The 14,604-nt window shown below is 41.2% G+C and carries 11 protein-coding genes and 7 tRNA genes; 12 read left to right on the forward strand and 6 right to left on the reverse strand.

What is annotated here, in order from left to right; all coding sequences use genetic code 11:
• The first annotated feature begins 278 nt into the window (after positions 1-278).
• On the forward strand, positions 279-776 hold the full coding sequence (locus REC12_RS00525) for a hypothetical protein (RefSeq protein ID WP_308891562.1): 498 nt from the start codon (positions 279-281) through the stop codon (positions 774-776).
• Between the two features lie 68 nt (positions 777-844).
• On the opposite strand, the gene REC12_RS00530 is transcribed toward REC12_RS00525, so the two are convergent.
• Positions 845-1,972, reverse strand: a complete 1,128-nt coding sequence (locus tag REC12_RS00530; protein ID WP_308891564.1) for a WD40/YVTN/BNR-like repeat-containing protein — start codon at positions 1,970-1,972, stop codon at positions 845-847.
• A 617-nt stretch (positions 1,973-2,589) separates the two neighbouring features.
• Positions 2,590-2,712, reverse strand: coding sequence for a hypothetical protein (locus REC12_RS00535; protein WP_308891565.1), 123 nt, complete (start codon positions 2,710-2,712; stop codon positions 2,590-2,592).
• Positions 2,713-3,290: 578 nt separating this feature from the next.
• On the opposite strand from REC12_RS00535, the gene REC12_RS00540 reads away from it, so the two are divergent.
• The 8 genes from REC12_RS00540 (at position 3,291) to REC12_RS00575 (ending at position 5,381) form a co-directional block, all read left to right on the forward strand.
• Positions 3,291-4,568: a glycosyltransferase family 2 protein gene (locus REC12_RS00540; RefSeq protein ID WP_308891567.1), complete on the forward strand. Its 1,278-nt coding sequence runs from the start codon at positions 3,291-3,293 to the stop codon at positions 4,566-4,568.
• 126 nt (positions 4,569-4,694) lie between these two features.
• Positions 4,695-4,770: transfer RNA gene (locus REC12_RS00545), tRNA-Val, on the forward strand.
• A 109-nt stretch (positions 4,771-4,879) separates the two neighbouring features.
• A tRNA-Asp gene (locus REC12_RS00550) sits at positions 4,880-4,955 on the forward strand.
• 8 nt (positions 4,956-4,963) lie between these two features.
• Positions 4,964-5,039: transfer RNA gene (locus REC12_RS00555), tRNA-Phe, on the forward strand.
• A 1-nt stretch (position 5,040) separates the two neighbouring features.
• A tRNA-Gly gene (locus REC12_RS00560) sits at positions 5,041-5,115 on the forward strand.
• Positions 5,116-5,128: 13 nt separating this feature from the next.
• Positions 5,129-5,203: transfer RNA gene (locus REC12_RS00565), tRNA-Cys, on the forward strand.
• Between the two features lie 10 nt (positions 5,204-5,213).
• Positions 5,214-5,301: transfer RNA gene (locus REC12_RS00570), tRNA-Leu, on the forward strand.
• A 3-nt stretch (positions 5,302-5,304) separates the two neighbouring features.
• Positions 5,305-5,381: transfer RNA gene (locus tag REC12_RS00575), tRNA-Val, on the forward strand.
• A gap of 234 nt (positions 5,382-5,615) precedes the next feature.
• Here REC12_RS00575 and REC12_RS00580 read toward each other — a convergent pair.
• Genes REC12_RS00580 through REC12_RS00595 form a run of 4 tightly spaced genes read right to left on the reverse strand, consistent with a single transcriptional unit; the run spans position 5,616 to position 10,342 of the window.
• Complete coding sequence (locus REC12_RS00580; protein ID WP_308891603.1) at positions 5,616-6,290, reverse strand: TorD/DmsD family molecular chaperone; 675 nt, start codon at positions 6,288-6,290, stop codon at positions 5,616-5,618.
• A gap of 33 nt (positions 6,291-6,323) precedes the next feature.
• Positions 6,324-7,166, reverse strand: a complete 843-nt coding sequence (locus REC12_RS00585) for a dimethyl sulfoxide reductase anchor subunit family protein (RefSeq protein ID WP_308891570.1) — start codon at positions 7,164-7,166, stop codon at positions 6,324-6,326.
• Between the two features lie 3 nt (positions 7,167-7,169).
• On the reverse strand, positions 7,170-7,748 hold the full coding sequence (locus REC12_RS00590; RefSeq protein ID WP_308891571.1) for a 4Fe-4S dicluster domain-containing protein: 579 nt from the start codon (positions 7,746-7,748) through the stop codon (positions 7,170-7,172).
• Positions 7,749-7,765: 17 nt separating this feature from the next.
• The gene (locus REC12_RS00595) at positions 7,766-10,342 is read right to left on the reverse strand and encodes a molybdopterin-dependent oxidoreductase (protein WP_308891572.1); all 2,577 of its coding nucleotides are present in this window, start codon (positions 10,340-10,342) and stop codon (positions 7,766-7,768) included.
• A 775-nt stretch (positions 10,343-11,117) separates the two neighbouring features.
• Here REC12_RS00595 and REC12_RS00600 point away from each other — a divergent pair.
• The 3 genes from REC12_RS00600 to REC12_RS00610 all read left to right on the forward strand — a co-directional run bounded on the left by REC12_RS00600 (position 11,118) and on the right by REC12_RS00610 (position 14,565).
• Positions 11,118-12,572, forward strand: coding sequence for an aminotransferase class I/II-fold pyridoxal phosphate-dependent enzyme (locus REC12_RS00600; RefSeq protein ID WP_308891574.1), 1,455 nt, complete (start codon positions 11,118-11,120; stop codon positions 12,570-12,572).
• A gap of 1 nt (position 12,573) precedes the next feature.
• Entirely contained in the window at positions 12,574-13,428 is an 855-nt protein-coding gene (speE, locus tag REC12_RS00605; protein ID WP_308891576.1) for a polyamine aminopropyltransferase, read from the forward strand.
• A gap of 366 nt (positions 13,429-13,794) precedes the next feature.
• Positions 13,795-14,565, forward strand: a complete 771-nt coding sequence (locus tag REC12_RS00610) for an MgtC/SapB family protein (RefSeq protein WP_308891578.1) — start codon at positions 13,795-13,797, stop codon at positions 14,563-14,565.
• The last annotated feature ends 39 nt before the right edge of the window (positions 14,566-14,604 follow it).

The following is a 14,604-nucleotide window of genomic DNA, read 5'->3' on the forward strand; positions in this document are numbered from 1 at the left end:
ATTTTTCTCAGTTTGGAATAATAGTTAATGGTACACTCTTCCAGAAATTTATAGTTAGAGTTTATAATTAATCTTAGTTTGAGTATTTAGGCTGATTATGCAACATAGATTATATACAATAAATATATTATCTTTGCATAAGAAACAGGGAACAGAAACTACGTAAGTAGAGCAAATTCTTCGGGGTCCCCCCGTTCGAACCACACTGCCGGGGAATGCGTCTGGGGAGGCAGTGTGGCGAAAGGCTCATTCGCCTTTCGTTCCAGGGCCGATGATACTTGGGGCGCAAGCTCCTGGAAAAGCAGGTCAGTGAATGCTGGATAGCAGCAATCCTACAATGTGCTTTGGCTCCTGATACCACTCTAAACGCCTCTATGGGAACAACCTATGGAAATAGTACTGTAAGCAATGCAAAATCTATAGCTGACCGAGAGCAGCGGCACTGTGGGTTGACATTAAAAACTTCAATACTACTCGTTCAGATGGGATTTTGCCAAAATTGGTCTGCCGCTATCATGGCTGGCGGAATGTATGTACCGGCGCTTTATTATGGCGCTCCTGGTTTAACGGCTTCTCAGGTCAAATTATTGCTTAGTGGGGGATATTTTTCAGATGCCTGGGCAGGTTGCGGGCAAACCAAAGGTATCGGAGAGGTCATGGACCAAGTGCCATGTGTTGTAAAAATGTCGGCTACCTGTAATGGTTTGATTTATACTGTTGATATCGATACAGACACCCTCTTAGCTGGGAAAACGGTCGCGTTTGTCGGTCTCTAAGTTAGTGACATCCGTTGTAGCGAACAGCGGAAAGGGGCGATTACTTGCCCCTTCTCTGTTCCAAACTATTAATTAATAACCGGGTATAAATTCACCCATGAAGCGCCACCATTATCGGTTCTGTAAAGTTGTTCCCCTTTACCATCGAAAGCAACTGCCCAGCCTATTTTTGACGTAAGGAAACTGATTTCAACGATATTACTTAACTTTGAAACCTTCTCCCACGATGAAGATCCATCCGAGGATTTATATAACTCGCCATTATAAACTAACCATCCATACTTTTCATCAATAAAATCGTAGGGAACTATATTGTTTCCTGTCATTGGGCCCAAGGAAAATACTTTTCCGGACGTCCAAGTCATCCCACCATCCTTCGTTCTACTAAAACTTATTTGATTATCATCTCCACGTGTAAAAACAACTGGAATTATCCCATTCTCTTCGTTCCAAAAAAGTGGTGGCTCGGTTGATTTGATATAGTCTTTAAAGTTATCAGGAACATTTAATTTTTGATTCTCCCATAAAAAACCGCTGGTAGTTGATTTGAAGAAGTACGTTGAATTTCCTGTAGCATAATTCATCCCCGTAATAAATCCTTTATCGTTATTCGTAAAGAAAATACCATCTATTTTGGCAGAAGAAGGAAGTCCGCTGGGATTACAATTAACCCAATTATCTCCTCCATCCGTCGTATGATAAACCAGTACATTATCCATCGGTCCAGCTGGCCCATTAGGACTTGAGAGTAGCCACCCGTTTTTTGAGGAAGCGAAAGCTAAGCTGATGATTCCATGAATAGTTAATTCGCTTTTTTTCCACTGTTTCCCGCCATCAATTGTTGAATAGAGAACTACCGGTTTACCATTGCTATTATATTCATCAATCAAGACCCAGCCTACGTTTTGATCTAAAAATACACTTTTAACTCCATTAGGAAACTCCGAAATTTTTAAGGGTAAAACATTTAACCACGTATCTCCACCATCTTCGGTTTTTAATACGCTCTTATCCGAGATGACCCATCCATTTAATTTGTCAATCATGTTTAGACCTTTCAAATGGAGGGAATCAGTTACCGGCAGTTCATTTAATGAATTAAATGAGAGATTTTGCTGGTTGCTTTGTAAAGAATAACAACCATTGAGATTCAGCAGGCTAATCAGCAAAATAAGGATTAGCATATATTGTTTCATTATATCTACCCCCATGTTTAATATTCTATCACGATCTTTCAGAAGGCGCTGAATTATTAGACTCTTACTGCATTCACCCCAAGTTTTCTAGCGTTTTAAGGTAGCTTCTGATGGTTGCTTGTTTTTTCGAATGATCAATATACTTAATGACTAACCCTTTATACATGTATAGTCATGGATAAAGAAGACTTGATTCAGGTGGAGTTTTAACTCCATCTGAATCTTAGTCGCACTTATCCAGGGACTTAGTCGTCTTAACTCACCGCTTGCCGAAGCGGGAGTCTTAGAGCGGATTAGTCAGCGGATAAAACATTCCTGCTGATTAGTTACCTCTTTTTCTATTTTCATTTCGGGTTAATAGTGTTTCATTTGTAATTCGGCCCAGAATTCACAATCCAGTTTAATCATCTATCCATACCTGAATTTTACTAACAAGCTATGCCACTTATAGTAAACTTCTAAATAAGCCAAAAATCACATGAGGATTCGCAGGTGAATCCTCATGTGATTTTTGGCTTATTTAGTGTTTTGCAGGTGATTCCCAGGGAAGCCTCTATCGTGAGTCCTTGTTCAAGTAGTATAGAGGCTGGCGTCATTTGTACAGTTGATTTCATCTTTTAGTTTGATAGCTGGTCGGCATGGTTTTCTTTTTCATGTTTCTCAGCGTCATACCCGAACCGAAACCTTTGGTTGCAGTATGAGTAGTGAATAAATTTCCCATCTTCAGATGGAATTGGCATGATGAGCCACCTCCTTGCTGGGGATTTTAACCAGTAAAAATGGAAATTATACTTATTTCTCGCAAAGGTGATGATCTTTTATGATGTCGCTCATAAAGTAGAACTGAGGTGAGGAAAATGCGGGGAAGATGGACAGATACTTTAAAAATAGAATTTCATTGGTGGAAACGAGATATAATTAGACGCTGGCGTTTGGATACTCCAATAGGTATGTCGGGCATACTAGTAATAGTCTCAGGCATTCTTTTATTAATTGTACTAGGCAATGGAGCGGCACATATCTTTCGATTTTTTGTTCCTTGGGTATCGGGTTCACGCATAGGAGATATTTATTGGCAATCTATAGGCTTCGGTATAAAGGCTAGTATAACTTTTATACTATTTTGTACCTCCCTTATCGCCTTCATTGCCTTTAAATTTTCTGAACGGCGCTGACAATGAGAATATTCTAGTTCTAATCTGCTAATTTGGTAAATAAGAGTAAATGGTGAACATTTTGGCTATAAATCTTGGACAACTATCCTTGCATAGGTTTGGTTCCTATGTTAGAATTTATTGGTTAGAAGGAGGTCAGATCGGTGGATTTGTTGTCTGGGCTTACAGTTACACAGTTATTCAACATTATTATGGTTCCAATCCAAGTAATTATTATTGTTTTGACCTTTTACTATTTTGTTTTATCGATGTTTGGATTGTACCGCAAAAGAGAAGTTAAGGTACTTACGCCAGAAAAGAGTTTCGCCGTAGTTGTCGCGGCACATAATGAAGAAGCTGTTATTGGCCCTCTTGTAGAAAATCTTCGGATGCTCGATTATCCTAAAAATTTATTTGATATTTTTGTGGTTGCAGATAATTGCACCGATAAGACTGCACTGATCGCGCGAAACGCAGGAGCTATTGTTCATAGACGGTTTAATACTGAGAAACGAGGCAAAGGATACGCTCTTGAGTGGATGTTTCACCGCCTTTTTAAAATGGAGCGGCAATATGACGCAATCGTAATTTTTGATGCTGATAATTTAGTTAAGGACAATTTCCTTTTTGAAATGAACAGCAAGCTTTGTCAGGGACATAAAATAGTTCAGTGTTACTTAGATTCTAAGAATCCGTTTGATACATGGGTAACGAATACATTTTCAATTGCGTTTTGGGTTACCAACCGTTTGTTGCAGCTGGCGAGATATAATACGGGCCGACTCTCCAATGTTCTTGGTGGGACAGGCATGTGCATTTCTACTGAGGTTCTGAAAGAATTCGGTTGGGGAGCGACGTCTCTGACTGAAGACCTCGAATTTAGTATGAAGGCGTTATCGCATGGCATTAAAACGACTTGGGCTCATGATGCTGTCGTTTATGATGAAAAACCTCTAACATTCATGCAGTCTTGGTATCAAAGAAAGCGCTGGGCTCAGGGGCAAGTGGATGTGGCTGGCCGTTATTTCTTCCCGTTAGTGTTTAAAGGAATACGAGAAAGAAAAATCATGTACATAGATGCAGCGATACACCTTTTTCAACCTGCACTTGTTATGATCGCAACCTTTTTTATGATCACCAATTTTATTTCTGCTTTGCAGGTGCATTATACTCATGTTTTCACCTTAGTTATGCCCTGGACGGGATGGCAAATATTGTCCTCAATTCAGTACTTATATCCGGTAGCGGCTTTAGCTCTTGACCGGATACCTTGGCGAGCCTATGTAGGGCTTATCTTATATCCCATATTTATTTACAGTTGGATACCTATCGTATTTTTAGGCTTTATAAATCGTAAAGATAAACAATGGTCTCACACGAAACATACTCGTTCCATTAACATAGAAGAGGTTGTCAAGCAAAAGAAAGTGTCGACAAGTTAGGATAATGCTGGCTTTAAGGGCGGTCAACTTTAATTTGCGATAGGTAGTGACAAAAATTTATTGTTCTTGAAAAAAAGCTTTGACAGAGGACGTATTTTTGTGTATACTGATAATCGTCAGTCGCCCGGGTGATTAGCTCAGCTGGTAGAGCGCCTGCCTTACAAGCAGGATGTCGGCAGTTCGAACCTGTCATCGCCCACCAATTCGTAGGTCAGTGTTGCAAGTCCGTTAGGAAAGCCTGGGGTTGAAGACATAGATGTTGAGGAAAGATTTTTTGTGACCTCGGGCATCTTACCTCAAACTTCTAATGTGGCCCCGTGGTGTAGCGGTTAACATGCCTGCCTGTCACGCAGGAGATCGTCGGTTCAATTCCGATCGGGGTCGCCATTTAATTTGCCTCGGTAGCTCAGTCGGTAGAGCAGAGGACTGAAAATCCTCGTGTCGGCGGTTCGATTCCGTCCTGAGGCACCACGCGGGTGTAACTCAGTGGTAGAGTGTCACCTTGCCAAGGTGAAAGTCGCGAGTTCGAATCTCGTCACCCGCTCCAGTTATATTTACATGGCGGCATAGCCAAGTGGTAAGGCAGAGGTCTGCAAAACCTTTATCCCCCAGTTCAAATCTGGGTGCCGCCTCCAATTTAATCATGCCGATGTGGCGGAACTGGCAGACGCACGGGACTTAAAATCCCGCGGGTTAATAGCCCGTACCGGTTCGATTCCGGTCATCGGCACCATATGGGTTTGTAGCTCAGTTGGTTAGAGTATCGCGTTGACATCGCGGGGGTCGGAGGTTCGAGTCCTCTCAAACCCACCATATGACATTTAAAGCTTCTCTTAAGAGAAGCTTTTTTGTGTCCTGAAAGTTTTGGCAAGGGTCGGCTAAAAGGGATTTAGCTAATCAGGCAATCTTAGCTTACTAAGGGAGTGGGAATATATAAGAATGGTCTATAGGGGGGCAGAGAAGCCCTCTGAGCCCTCAAAAAGGAACCTATAGAACGGAGACATCCATTCTATAGGTTCCTTCTTTCTTGAATGATATCACTTATTTTTAAGGCAAAGTATCCAAAATCTCATTAATAACCTTTGAATCTACCTGGAGGAATTCCTTCAGCATATCAGCCAGACCTCTGTAGAGAGGATGGGAAGTAGCAGCTTCTAAATCGGAAATAAACTGTGGAACCCAAACAAGTAGATGTTCTTCCAAAAAGTCTTTCTGATCCTTGAGAATTTCCCTGGCTCGGCTCATATTTCTTTCCTGGAAGGAAATTTCAACAAGACTGCTAAGGTTATGCATAAAGTCTAATTCCAGAGCAATGTGATCATCCGCCTCAGATCGGTAATGAACTGGGAGAAAATTATAGTTTAAGTAACATTGACGTACTTTCAAGGTAGTTTCCTGAAAAATTAACCTTTCCTTCATTACATAGACAGATTCCCAGGGTGGAGCAGGTAATTTGGCAGGACCAATGAACAAGCGTGTATACTCAGAGCAGGCCCTTTCAATAACTTCTTCCTTATTCATCTCCAATTGTTCCGCAAAATCTCTGAGCAGATCCAAGCTTTTTTCAATAGAGAGCAAAGACAGAGAGGTTTTTGTATGATCATTGTTCAGAATCTCGATCGCTTTCAAAGCAGGTTCATTTCCTAAAAAGCTCTGCAACAAGCGATAAAGGTAAGTTCTGTTTGCTAATAGTATGGCTATATCGCCTTGCATGGATTCCATTTCCAAAGTATTGTCCACCTCTCTTCGGTTAATTTAAGTTAGGCCAATGCTAGAAACGACCATGGCGGCATAGAAAACGTATCTTCCGATAATTTCACCGACGATCAAGGCCGCACCTGCTAAATAAACGATATTTACGGCATTAACTCCCTTAGTAACGCCGCCTTTCTGGATAGAGGACCACAATAGGAGAGCCGCACCGCCTAAAGCGAGCAGCCATTTTAGGCCGATAACTGTGGCCAGCCCACTCAAAATTTCGGCGCTGGCTTGAGCTGCCATTCCTTTTTGTGTTAACGCAAAGGCGTAAGGGACTGCAACTGCAGCTTGAATGACTACGGCAGCTAATACGAGAAGGGCGAAATTTCTTTTATGTGTGTCTTGTATCTCTTTATAGCTCGTTGCTAAAAAGATCAGCCCACCGACAGCAATTGCCGTAGTATAAAAATCAACAAAGGTGTTTGCTCCCTTCCAAACAGGGACACTCGCGGAGGTATAGACTTTAGCCATCGAAAAAACAGTAGCCAGGCCGACAAGGCTTCCGGCCCATCTCAAAACGGTATTAAGGCTTTGGCTATCCGGTTTGAGATATTGAGCTAAGGCATACAAAACAGCAATGCCCGTAAAAGCACTTGCTAGCAATACTTCATTACTTAACCATGATTTGCCTACATTAGAAAGGGCATTAATGGCGGATTGAGGATGACCAAGGTGCAAGAAAGACGCAAAAATACCGATGATGCTTAAGGCTGCTGTAATTAGCCCTAAAATTTTAAATTGTTTTTCTTTGTTTAACTGCTTTTCCAAAGTGATTAAGATTAAGGTTCCAATTGCAGCCTGAAGACAAAGTGTAAAAATCAATAATGCAGTCTCACCCATGATTCAAACCTCCTTTTTCTGGAAATCTTTTTGTAACGCTGTTATTCTAGGTTTGATGAACGTCGAAGGATTTGTTATTGAAGAATTGGGAAGGATCGGTAAATCACGGGTTACATTACTCCCGTGTTTGGCTTTTAATTCGTCAAAGTCGCCCCACTCCAGAGCTCGCATGTAACAAGCATCTACACAAGCGGGATTTTCCCCTTTATCTCGCAAATCCTTGCAAGCATCGCATTTATGCACCTTTCCTAATTCCTCCATGAACTTAGGAACCCCATATGGGCAAGCCCAGGTGCAATAACGACACCCAATACATTTAGTCATATCATGTTGTACCGTGAGATCTGTGTCGATATGCATTGCTCCGGTAGGGCAAACCGCTACGCACTTGGGATTTGAACAATGGTTACACGTTCCGGAATAGTGGTAGACTCCTGGAGTAGGAAAAACTCCTGTTTCATATGTCCTAACTTGTCTAAATATAGTACCTACTTTTAAATTGTTTTTATCTTTACAGGCTATTTGACAAGTCCGGCACCCCACACAAGCCGTCATATCAATATAGAATCCTTTTCGTCCCATTTTGGCTACTCTCCTTTCTAGAAAATAATTCGTTGTGGTTTTTTGACATCCGGAATTAACGGTGCGCCGGAGTATTTTTCAACGTTAACCACGCAGCTATTCCACCCTGAAGCGCCCTGACCTGTTGATATCGGGCCGCAAAGAATATTATCTGCCCCTCCGGTATCAATTCCCGTTTTCTCGTCCATATCAACCCAAGAACCATGAGGCAAACCAAGGACACCTGGAATAAAGCGCTCCGTCACATAAGCTGTCCTTAGGGTTTTGCCATGCTGACTCGTTAACAAAACTGTGTCGCCATCGTTTATTCCTTTTTCTTTAGCATCTTTGGCATTGATAAACACAGGGTTGATCCAGGTTTCTCTGAGCCATTGAACATTATCGAAAACAGTATGCGAACGGCGCAAATAATGCGGATTAATAACCTGATAAGGATAATCACCTTTTACTTTTGCTTTCCAATCTTTAAAGGTTGCCTCATAGCCTTCTACTGGTGGAATATGGGTAGGTATGGCCTTTATTTGGCTATAGCCCATATTATTAATTCGATCAATTAAAGCCTGAGAATAGATCTCCATTTTGCCGCTCGTTGTTTTCAGTGGGTTCTTGGCCGGGTCATTTCTAAAGGCTTTATATGGAATAAATCCATAATTGTCGCCGGGTTTTCGCTCAACTTGATAAAGCCCTTTCTCTTCAAATTCTTTTAAAGTAATTTGACCTTGTTGAGGTTTACCTTTTACCTTCCACTCGGCTATATCTGCTTCTGTAATCGTTACTAGTGGAGCTTTGGTTTTACCGTCCGGCAATATAACAGTGGAGCCGGCAATCTGATTGAATAATTGTTGCTTCGCATCAAGAGAAAATGCTTTGGATGTATCTACCCCCAGGCGTTTTGCTAATTCTACGGCAATCCAATCATCATCATGGCACTCGTATAAAGGGTCGGTGATTTGAGAATATCTGATCAAAATTTCCCGATTTCCCGTTAAGAGCCCTCCGATTTTTTCCCATTCTGTGGTCACTGGAAGTACGAAATCCGAATACTTGGCATTTGTAGTCAAAAATTGCGCATGACTTACGACTAAGTCAACCTTACGGTGTGCCTCAATACCTTTGGTCATAGCATCTGCCGTTTGGAGTCTTGCACTCGTATCGTGATAAATCATGTGGATATCAATGTCTCGCATCTGCCCTTTAAGCCATTCCATATTGCCGGTAAAGTTATACTTACCGTCCACAATGCCTTTCCACATTTCCGTATGGTTCATACTGTCATCAACAGGGTTCTTGACTGAAGGCAGGCCGTTTCCACCAGGGTTTACCAAAGAGGGCCCGCCGTTGCTTGAGCCGGTATGGCAGCTTACACCGCACATATGACCCGATTTCCCCATGTGGCCCGTTATGGCCCCAATCGTCATTACCATTTGGGGAAGGCTATCTGCATTTTGTGTTCTGGCTGAGGCCCAACCAAATAGAATAGCCACTTTTTTATTTTTATTCATTGCTCTGGCAAGCGAACAGATCCGGTCAGGTTCTACTCCACAGATCTCTGAAGCCCACTCGGCGCTTTTAGGGATTCCGTCATAGGTTCCCAATACATAGTCCTTAAAATTATCTTTGGGATCACTACCCTCAGGCATACTATCCGCATCAAAGCCGATAGTATTATTTTTCAAGAATTCCCAATCTATTAAAGGGTTGGTTACTGGATCATCTTCTTTAATTAAGGTATGTGCAAGCCCTATAAGCAATGCCGTATCTGTCGATGGGCGAGTGGGAATCCAGTTCGCTTCCAGCAAAGCGTAAGTATCGTTATAAAAAGGGTCTACAGCAATAAATTCGGCTCCTGCCTTCTTTACCTGCAAGAAATTATAGGCTGCACTTCCTGCACAACTCCAAGCCGGATTCTGACTAAACATAATTACTGTTTCACAGTTGCGCATATCTAAGCGGTCGTTGATCCCCTCAACGGCTGAAGGACCTATACCGACAGGACCATTTGTACCGTGCCAAGTGCCGCGCGAGGTTGTGCCCCAGTTGGAAACATAGCCTCCATATAATGCTAAAGTCTTGGAAGCAGGACCTCCATCAGCAAAGAAGGCTCGGTTTCCGTATTGTCCTTTAATTCTTTTCATTTCACCGGCGATAGCGTCAAAGGCTTCTTCCCAGGTAATTCTCACCCATTCGTCTTGACCACGAAGCTCCTTCTTGCCGCCACCAGGAGCCCAATTCTTTCTGCGCATGGGATACTTTAAACGATCTGCTCCAAAAACTTGTTGTCGTTGAGAACGTCCACGTAAACATCCCCTTTGTTGTGGGAAGTCAGGACTATCCGGATGGGTGTCATCTGTTTTTTGACGAACAACAACTCCATCAACGACAAAAGCTTTATTCAAGCAGCGGCTGCCGCAGTTATGCCAGCAGGCGGCAGTAATCCAGTTTCCTTCTTGACCGGCAGTTTGATTGACACTGGTGGTTGTTAATGTGTTTCCGCATCCCACTAAGGATAGACTAGCCACTGCCGCTGTACTTGCTTTGATAAAATTTCTTCGGCTGATATTCAATTGATTTGCTTTGGCAATAAAATCGAGCATACTTAACTACCTCCTTAGAAATGTTATAACATTCACAAAAAAGCTTAATTTCCCTCCTTTCTTTTAATAACTTTTCCTTTACTTAAACCTTTCTTTCTCTTCTCCCACTTACATAGTCCTCATAATAGCAAGTATTAGAATGAGAAAGTTTTCTTTAACTTTACTATATTTCTATTTATAAGACTTTACAAAATTTGTGGGTTGTTTTTGTAGATAATTACAAAATATTAAAGGTTCTAAATCATAACCTTTAATAATGTAAAAAATATGAAGAGCGATGAGGTTATATAAACCGTTTATATAAGCAAATGGCCATTTCGCCAATGACCTGTAAAAAAGTTAAACAATTTTAGTGTTTATTTTGTTGGATTAGTTTCATACCTTGAATCCATTGCTATCAATGATATTAATAATTGAATGGATTTCTACAAAGAGATCCGATCTCTTTTTGAGAAAAACCCGGCATCAGCCGAGTTTTTCTTTTATGTATCAGAATGCATAAATTTAAGGGGGCTCCCCTCACGTATAATTTTCTAAGCAGGAGAAAGAGTTTGCTGCAGCCTTTTGTGGCATAAGCCAGAGTCTATCTCGTTGATATTTTCCTGAATGTCTAATATACTAATACTATTGTTTTTCAATAAGGTTTTAAATTAAAATTACATATATGAGTTGAGCTGCGAGAAACGAGCGGTTATAAAAAATAAGCTCTAATTACAATAAAATATGGCATAAACATTTTTCAATCAATATAAGGTAGGAAAGGCGGTGCTTTTCATTGAATTTACAATGGCAAGGCAAGGCACCCATTTATGAAGCACTTGAAAACTATCAATCTATGCGAGTAGTACCTTTTGACGTGCCTGGTCACAAACAAGGCAGAGGGAACCCCGAGCTAGCAAAGTTTTTGGGCCAAAGGTGTCTCTCGGTGGATGTTAATTCCATGAAGCCGCTCGATAATCTTGTTCACCCTGTTTCGGTGATTAAAGAGGCGGAAGAACTAGCCGCTGATGCTTTCGGCTCGGAACATGCCTTTTTTATGGTAAATGGGACTACGGCAGCAGTTCAAGCGATGATTATGAGTGTCTGTAAGCATGGGGACAAAATTATCATGCCCCGTAATGTCCACAGAAGCGCCATTAATGCACTCATTATCAGTGGAGCAATTCCCGTGTATGTAAATCCCGGCGTTAATAAACAATTGGGAATACCACTGGGAATGGCGGTTAATGATCTGAAAAGGGCTATTGAGGAAAACCCTGACGCTAAAGCAATCTTTGTTAATAATCCAACCTATTATGGCATTTGTTCCGATTTGAAGACTATTACTGAGCTCGCTCATGCTCGGAATATGTTTGTCCTGGTAGATGAAGCTCATGGAACTCATTTTTATTTTGGTGCGGATTTACCCTTAAGTGCGATGGCGGTGGGAGCAGATATGGCGGCGGTCAGTATGCATAAAACCGGCGGATCGTTGACTCAGAGCTCTTTCTTGCTGAAAAACGGTAGCCTTAGTACGGGTCATGTGCGCCAAACCATTAATTTAACTCAAACTACCAGCGGCTCTTATTTGCTGTTGTCTTCGCTGGATATTTCCAGGCGCAACCTTGCCTTAGACGGCAAAAACATCTTCGCCAAGGTTTCTTCCCTGGCTAACTATGCACGAGAAGAAATCAACAAGATCGGTGGCTATTACGCTTTTTCTAAAGAACTTATTAATGGGGATTCCGTATTTGACTTTGACCACACCAAGCTTTCCGTTTATACGCGTGAAATAGGGTTGGCAGGAATTGAAGTTTACGACATTTTACGTGATGATTATGGAATACAAATCGAGATGGGCGATATCGGCAATATTTTGGCCATTATCTCGGTTGGAGACCGCGAACTGGCTTTAGAACGGCTTGTGTCCTCTTTGTCTGAAATTAAAAGACGTTACATGAAGGATAAAGTGGGAATGCTTGATCACGAGTATATTAATCCGGATGTAGTCATGGCCCCACAGCAGGCTTTTTACTCAGCCCAGCGTTCTGTCAAGCTCGAAGATAGTGATGGCTATATATGTGCGGAATTTGTGATGTCTTATCCGCCAGGAATCCCTATTTTGGCCCCAGGAGAACGGATAACTGAAGAGATTATTGATTATATTACCTATGCCAAGGCCAAAGGCTGTTTCCTGACAGGGACGGAGGATATGTCAGTTAAGAGCATTAAAGTATTGGAGGAATCGTAATATGGAATTATGGTACACGGAACAGCATACCGCTAATGTGCGTTTTTCTATTAAGGTTGATATGCCTCTTTACACCGGAAAAAGCGAGTTTCAAAGAATTGACGTCTTTAATTCTAAAGAGTTTGGCAATTTTTTTACCTTGGACGGTTTAATGATGGTTACCGAAAAAGACGAATTTATTTATCATGACATGATTGTTCATGTGCCTATGGCAACTAACCTTAAGATCAAAAATGTATTGGTTATAGGGGCAGGCGATGGGGGAACGGTAAGAGAACTTACACGCTACAATTCGATTGAAAGTATTGACATGGTAGAAATCGACAAGATGGTTGTCGATGTATGCCGGGAATATTTGCCTCAAACGGCTTGTAAATTTGATGATCCGCGTGTGAAGCTGTATTTTGAAGACGGATTAAAGTTTGTTCGCTCCAAGGAGGATGCCTATGATCTGATCATTGTGGATTCCACCGATCCTTTCGGACCAGGGGAAGGGCTGTTTACGAAAGAATTTTATGGGAACTGCTTTAAGGCGCTGAAAGAAGACGGCATCCTCGTCAATCAACATGAAAGTCCTTATTATTCGTCTTATGCTAAGTCGATGCAACGAGCTCATAAGCGAATTAAAGAATTTTTCCCAGTCTGCCGAGTATATCAGGCACATATTCCAACCTATCCGTCAGGTCACTGGTTGTTTGGGTTTGCTTCAAAAACTTATGATCCTCTCACAGATATAGATGAAAGGGCTTGGAACAACCTGGGGATAAAAACAAAGTATTACAATACTGAAATTCACAAAGGCTGCTTTGCACTACCCAACTATGTAAAAGAACTGTTACAAAATAACGAGGAATAAATTATTAAGTAGTTGTAGAAACCATATGGTTTTGTCCAGGTTGTAACGCTTTCCAAGGTGTTACAACCTTATTTATCATTTAGTCATTAAATTTATTGATTAGAACATTTTAACTTTTAATAAAATTTAAAGGAATTATAAGCTTTATCTCGAATAATTGGAATAGATTATCATAAGGGCACTTGCGAATTCCCTTACTCTAATTAAAAATAAAGGTACTATTCTCGATTTATTCAATTACTCTAGAAAGGATATTATTAACTTCTTTGATGGAAATTTACAGCAATTAATTTGAAGCTCGCGATCAAAGTATCTAAGCTGTTCGGGCGAACAGGCTGAAAGATATAGGGAAGGATGTGAAAAAGAGTGCATATCACCGATTATGAAATTGCTTTGAGACTTCTTTTAGCATGTATCTTTGGAGGGATTGTCGGCCTTGAACGTGAACGGAATGATAGCCCTGCGGGATTTAGAACTCATATTTTAGTATGTTTAGGCTCCGCGTTAATCATGATTTTATCAATGTATGCTTTTACCAATTTCACATCAGTTAACAAAGATCCCGCTCGTTTAGCTGCTCAAGTAGTCTCGGGGATAGGCTTTTTGGGTGCCGGTACAATCCTCAGGGATAAAACCTCAATCAGGGGGTTAACGACTGCTGCGTCCTTATGGGTTGTGTCGGCTATTGGCCTAGCTGTTGGCGCGGGTTTTTATTTTTCCTCGACTTTAGTAACTTTTATAGTTTTCATAACGCTTGAACGGTTGGTAGAAAATTATTTTTTCAGAAACAGTCAAACACTCAAAGTCGTTACGGTCAATGGAACTTGCCGGGTAAAAGAAATAAACAGGATCATCGAGTCACATGGTATTGTCCCGCAGAATATTACTATGACATTACAAAAAGAGGAGCAAAATAGAACTTTGATTCACTACGAGTTGAGAACTCCCTTTCGAAAGCTTGACGTTGATCAATTGATTGAAGATATTAATGAAATTGATGGCATATATTCGGCGGAAAAAGAAGTGGCTGACGGCAAAAATTCATTTTTATCCGTTCTAAGCAACAAAAGGACTTTGAAAAAAATAGCAACAGTTCCAACAGTTCTTCGATGTAGCGGGTTAATTAAATATCATTAATTTGCCGGGCCTTTCAGTCACATGCTGAGGGGCTTAGTT

The organism is Candidatus Desulfosporosinus nitrosoreducens (assembly GCF_030954495.1).
GTDB lineage: Bacteria > Bacillota > Desulfitobacteriia > Desulfitobacteriales > Desulfitobacteriaceae > Desulfosporosinus > Desulfosporosinus nitrosoreducens.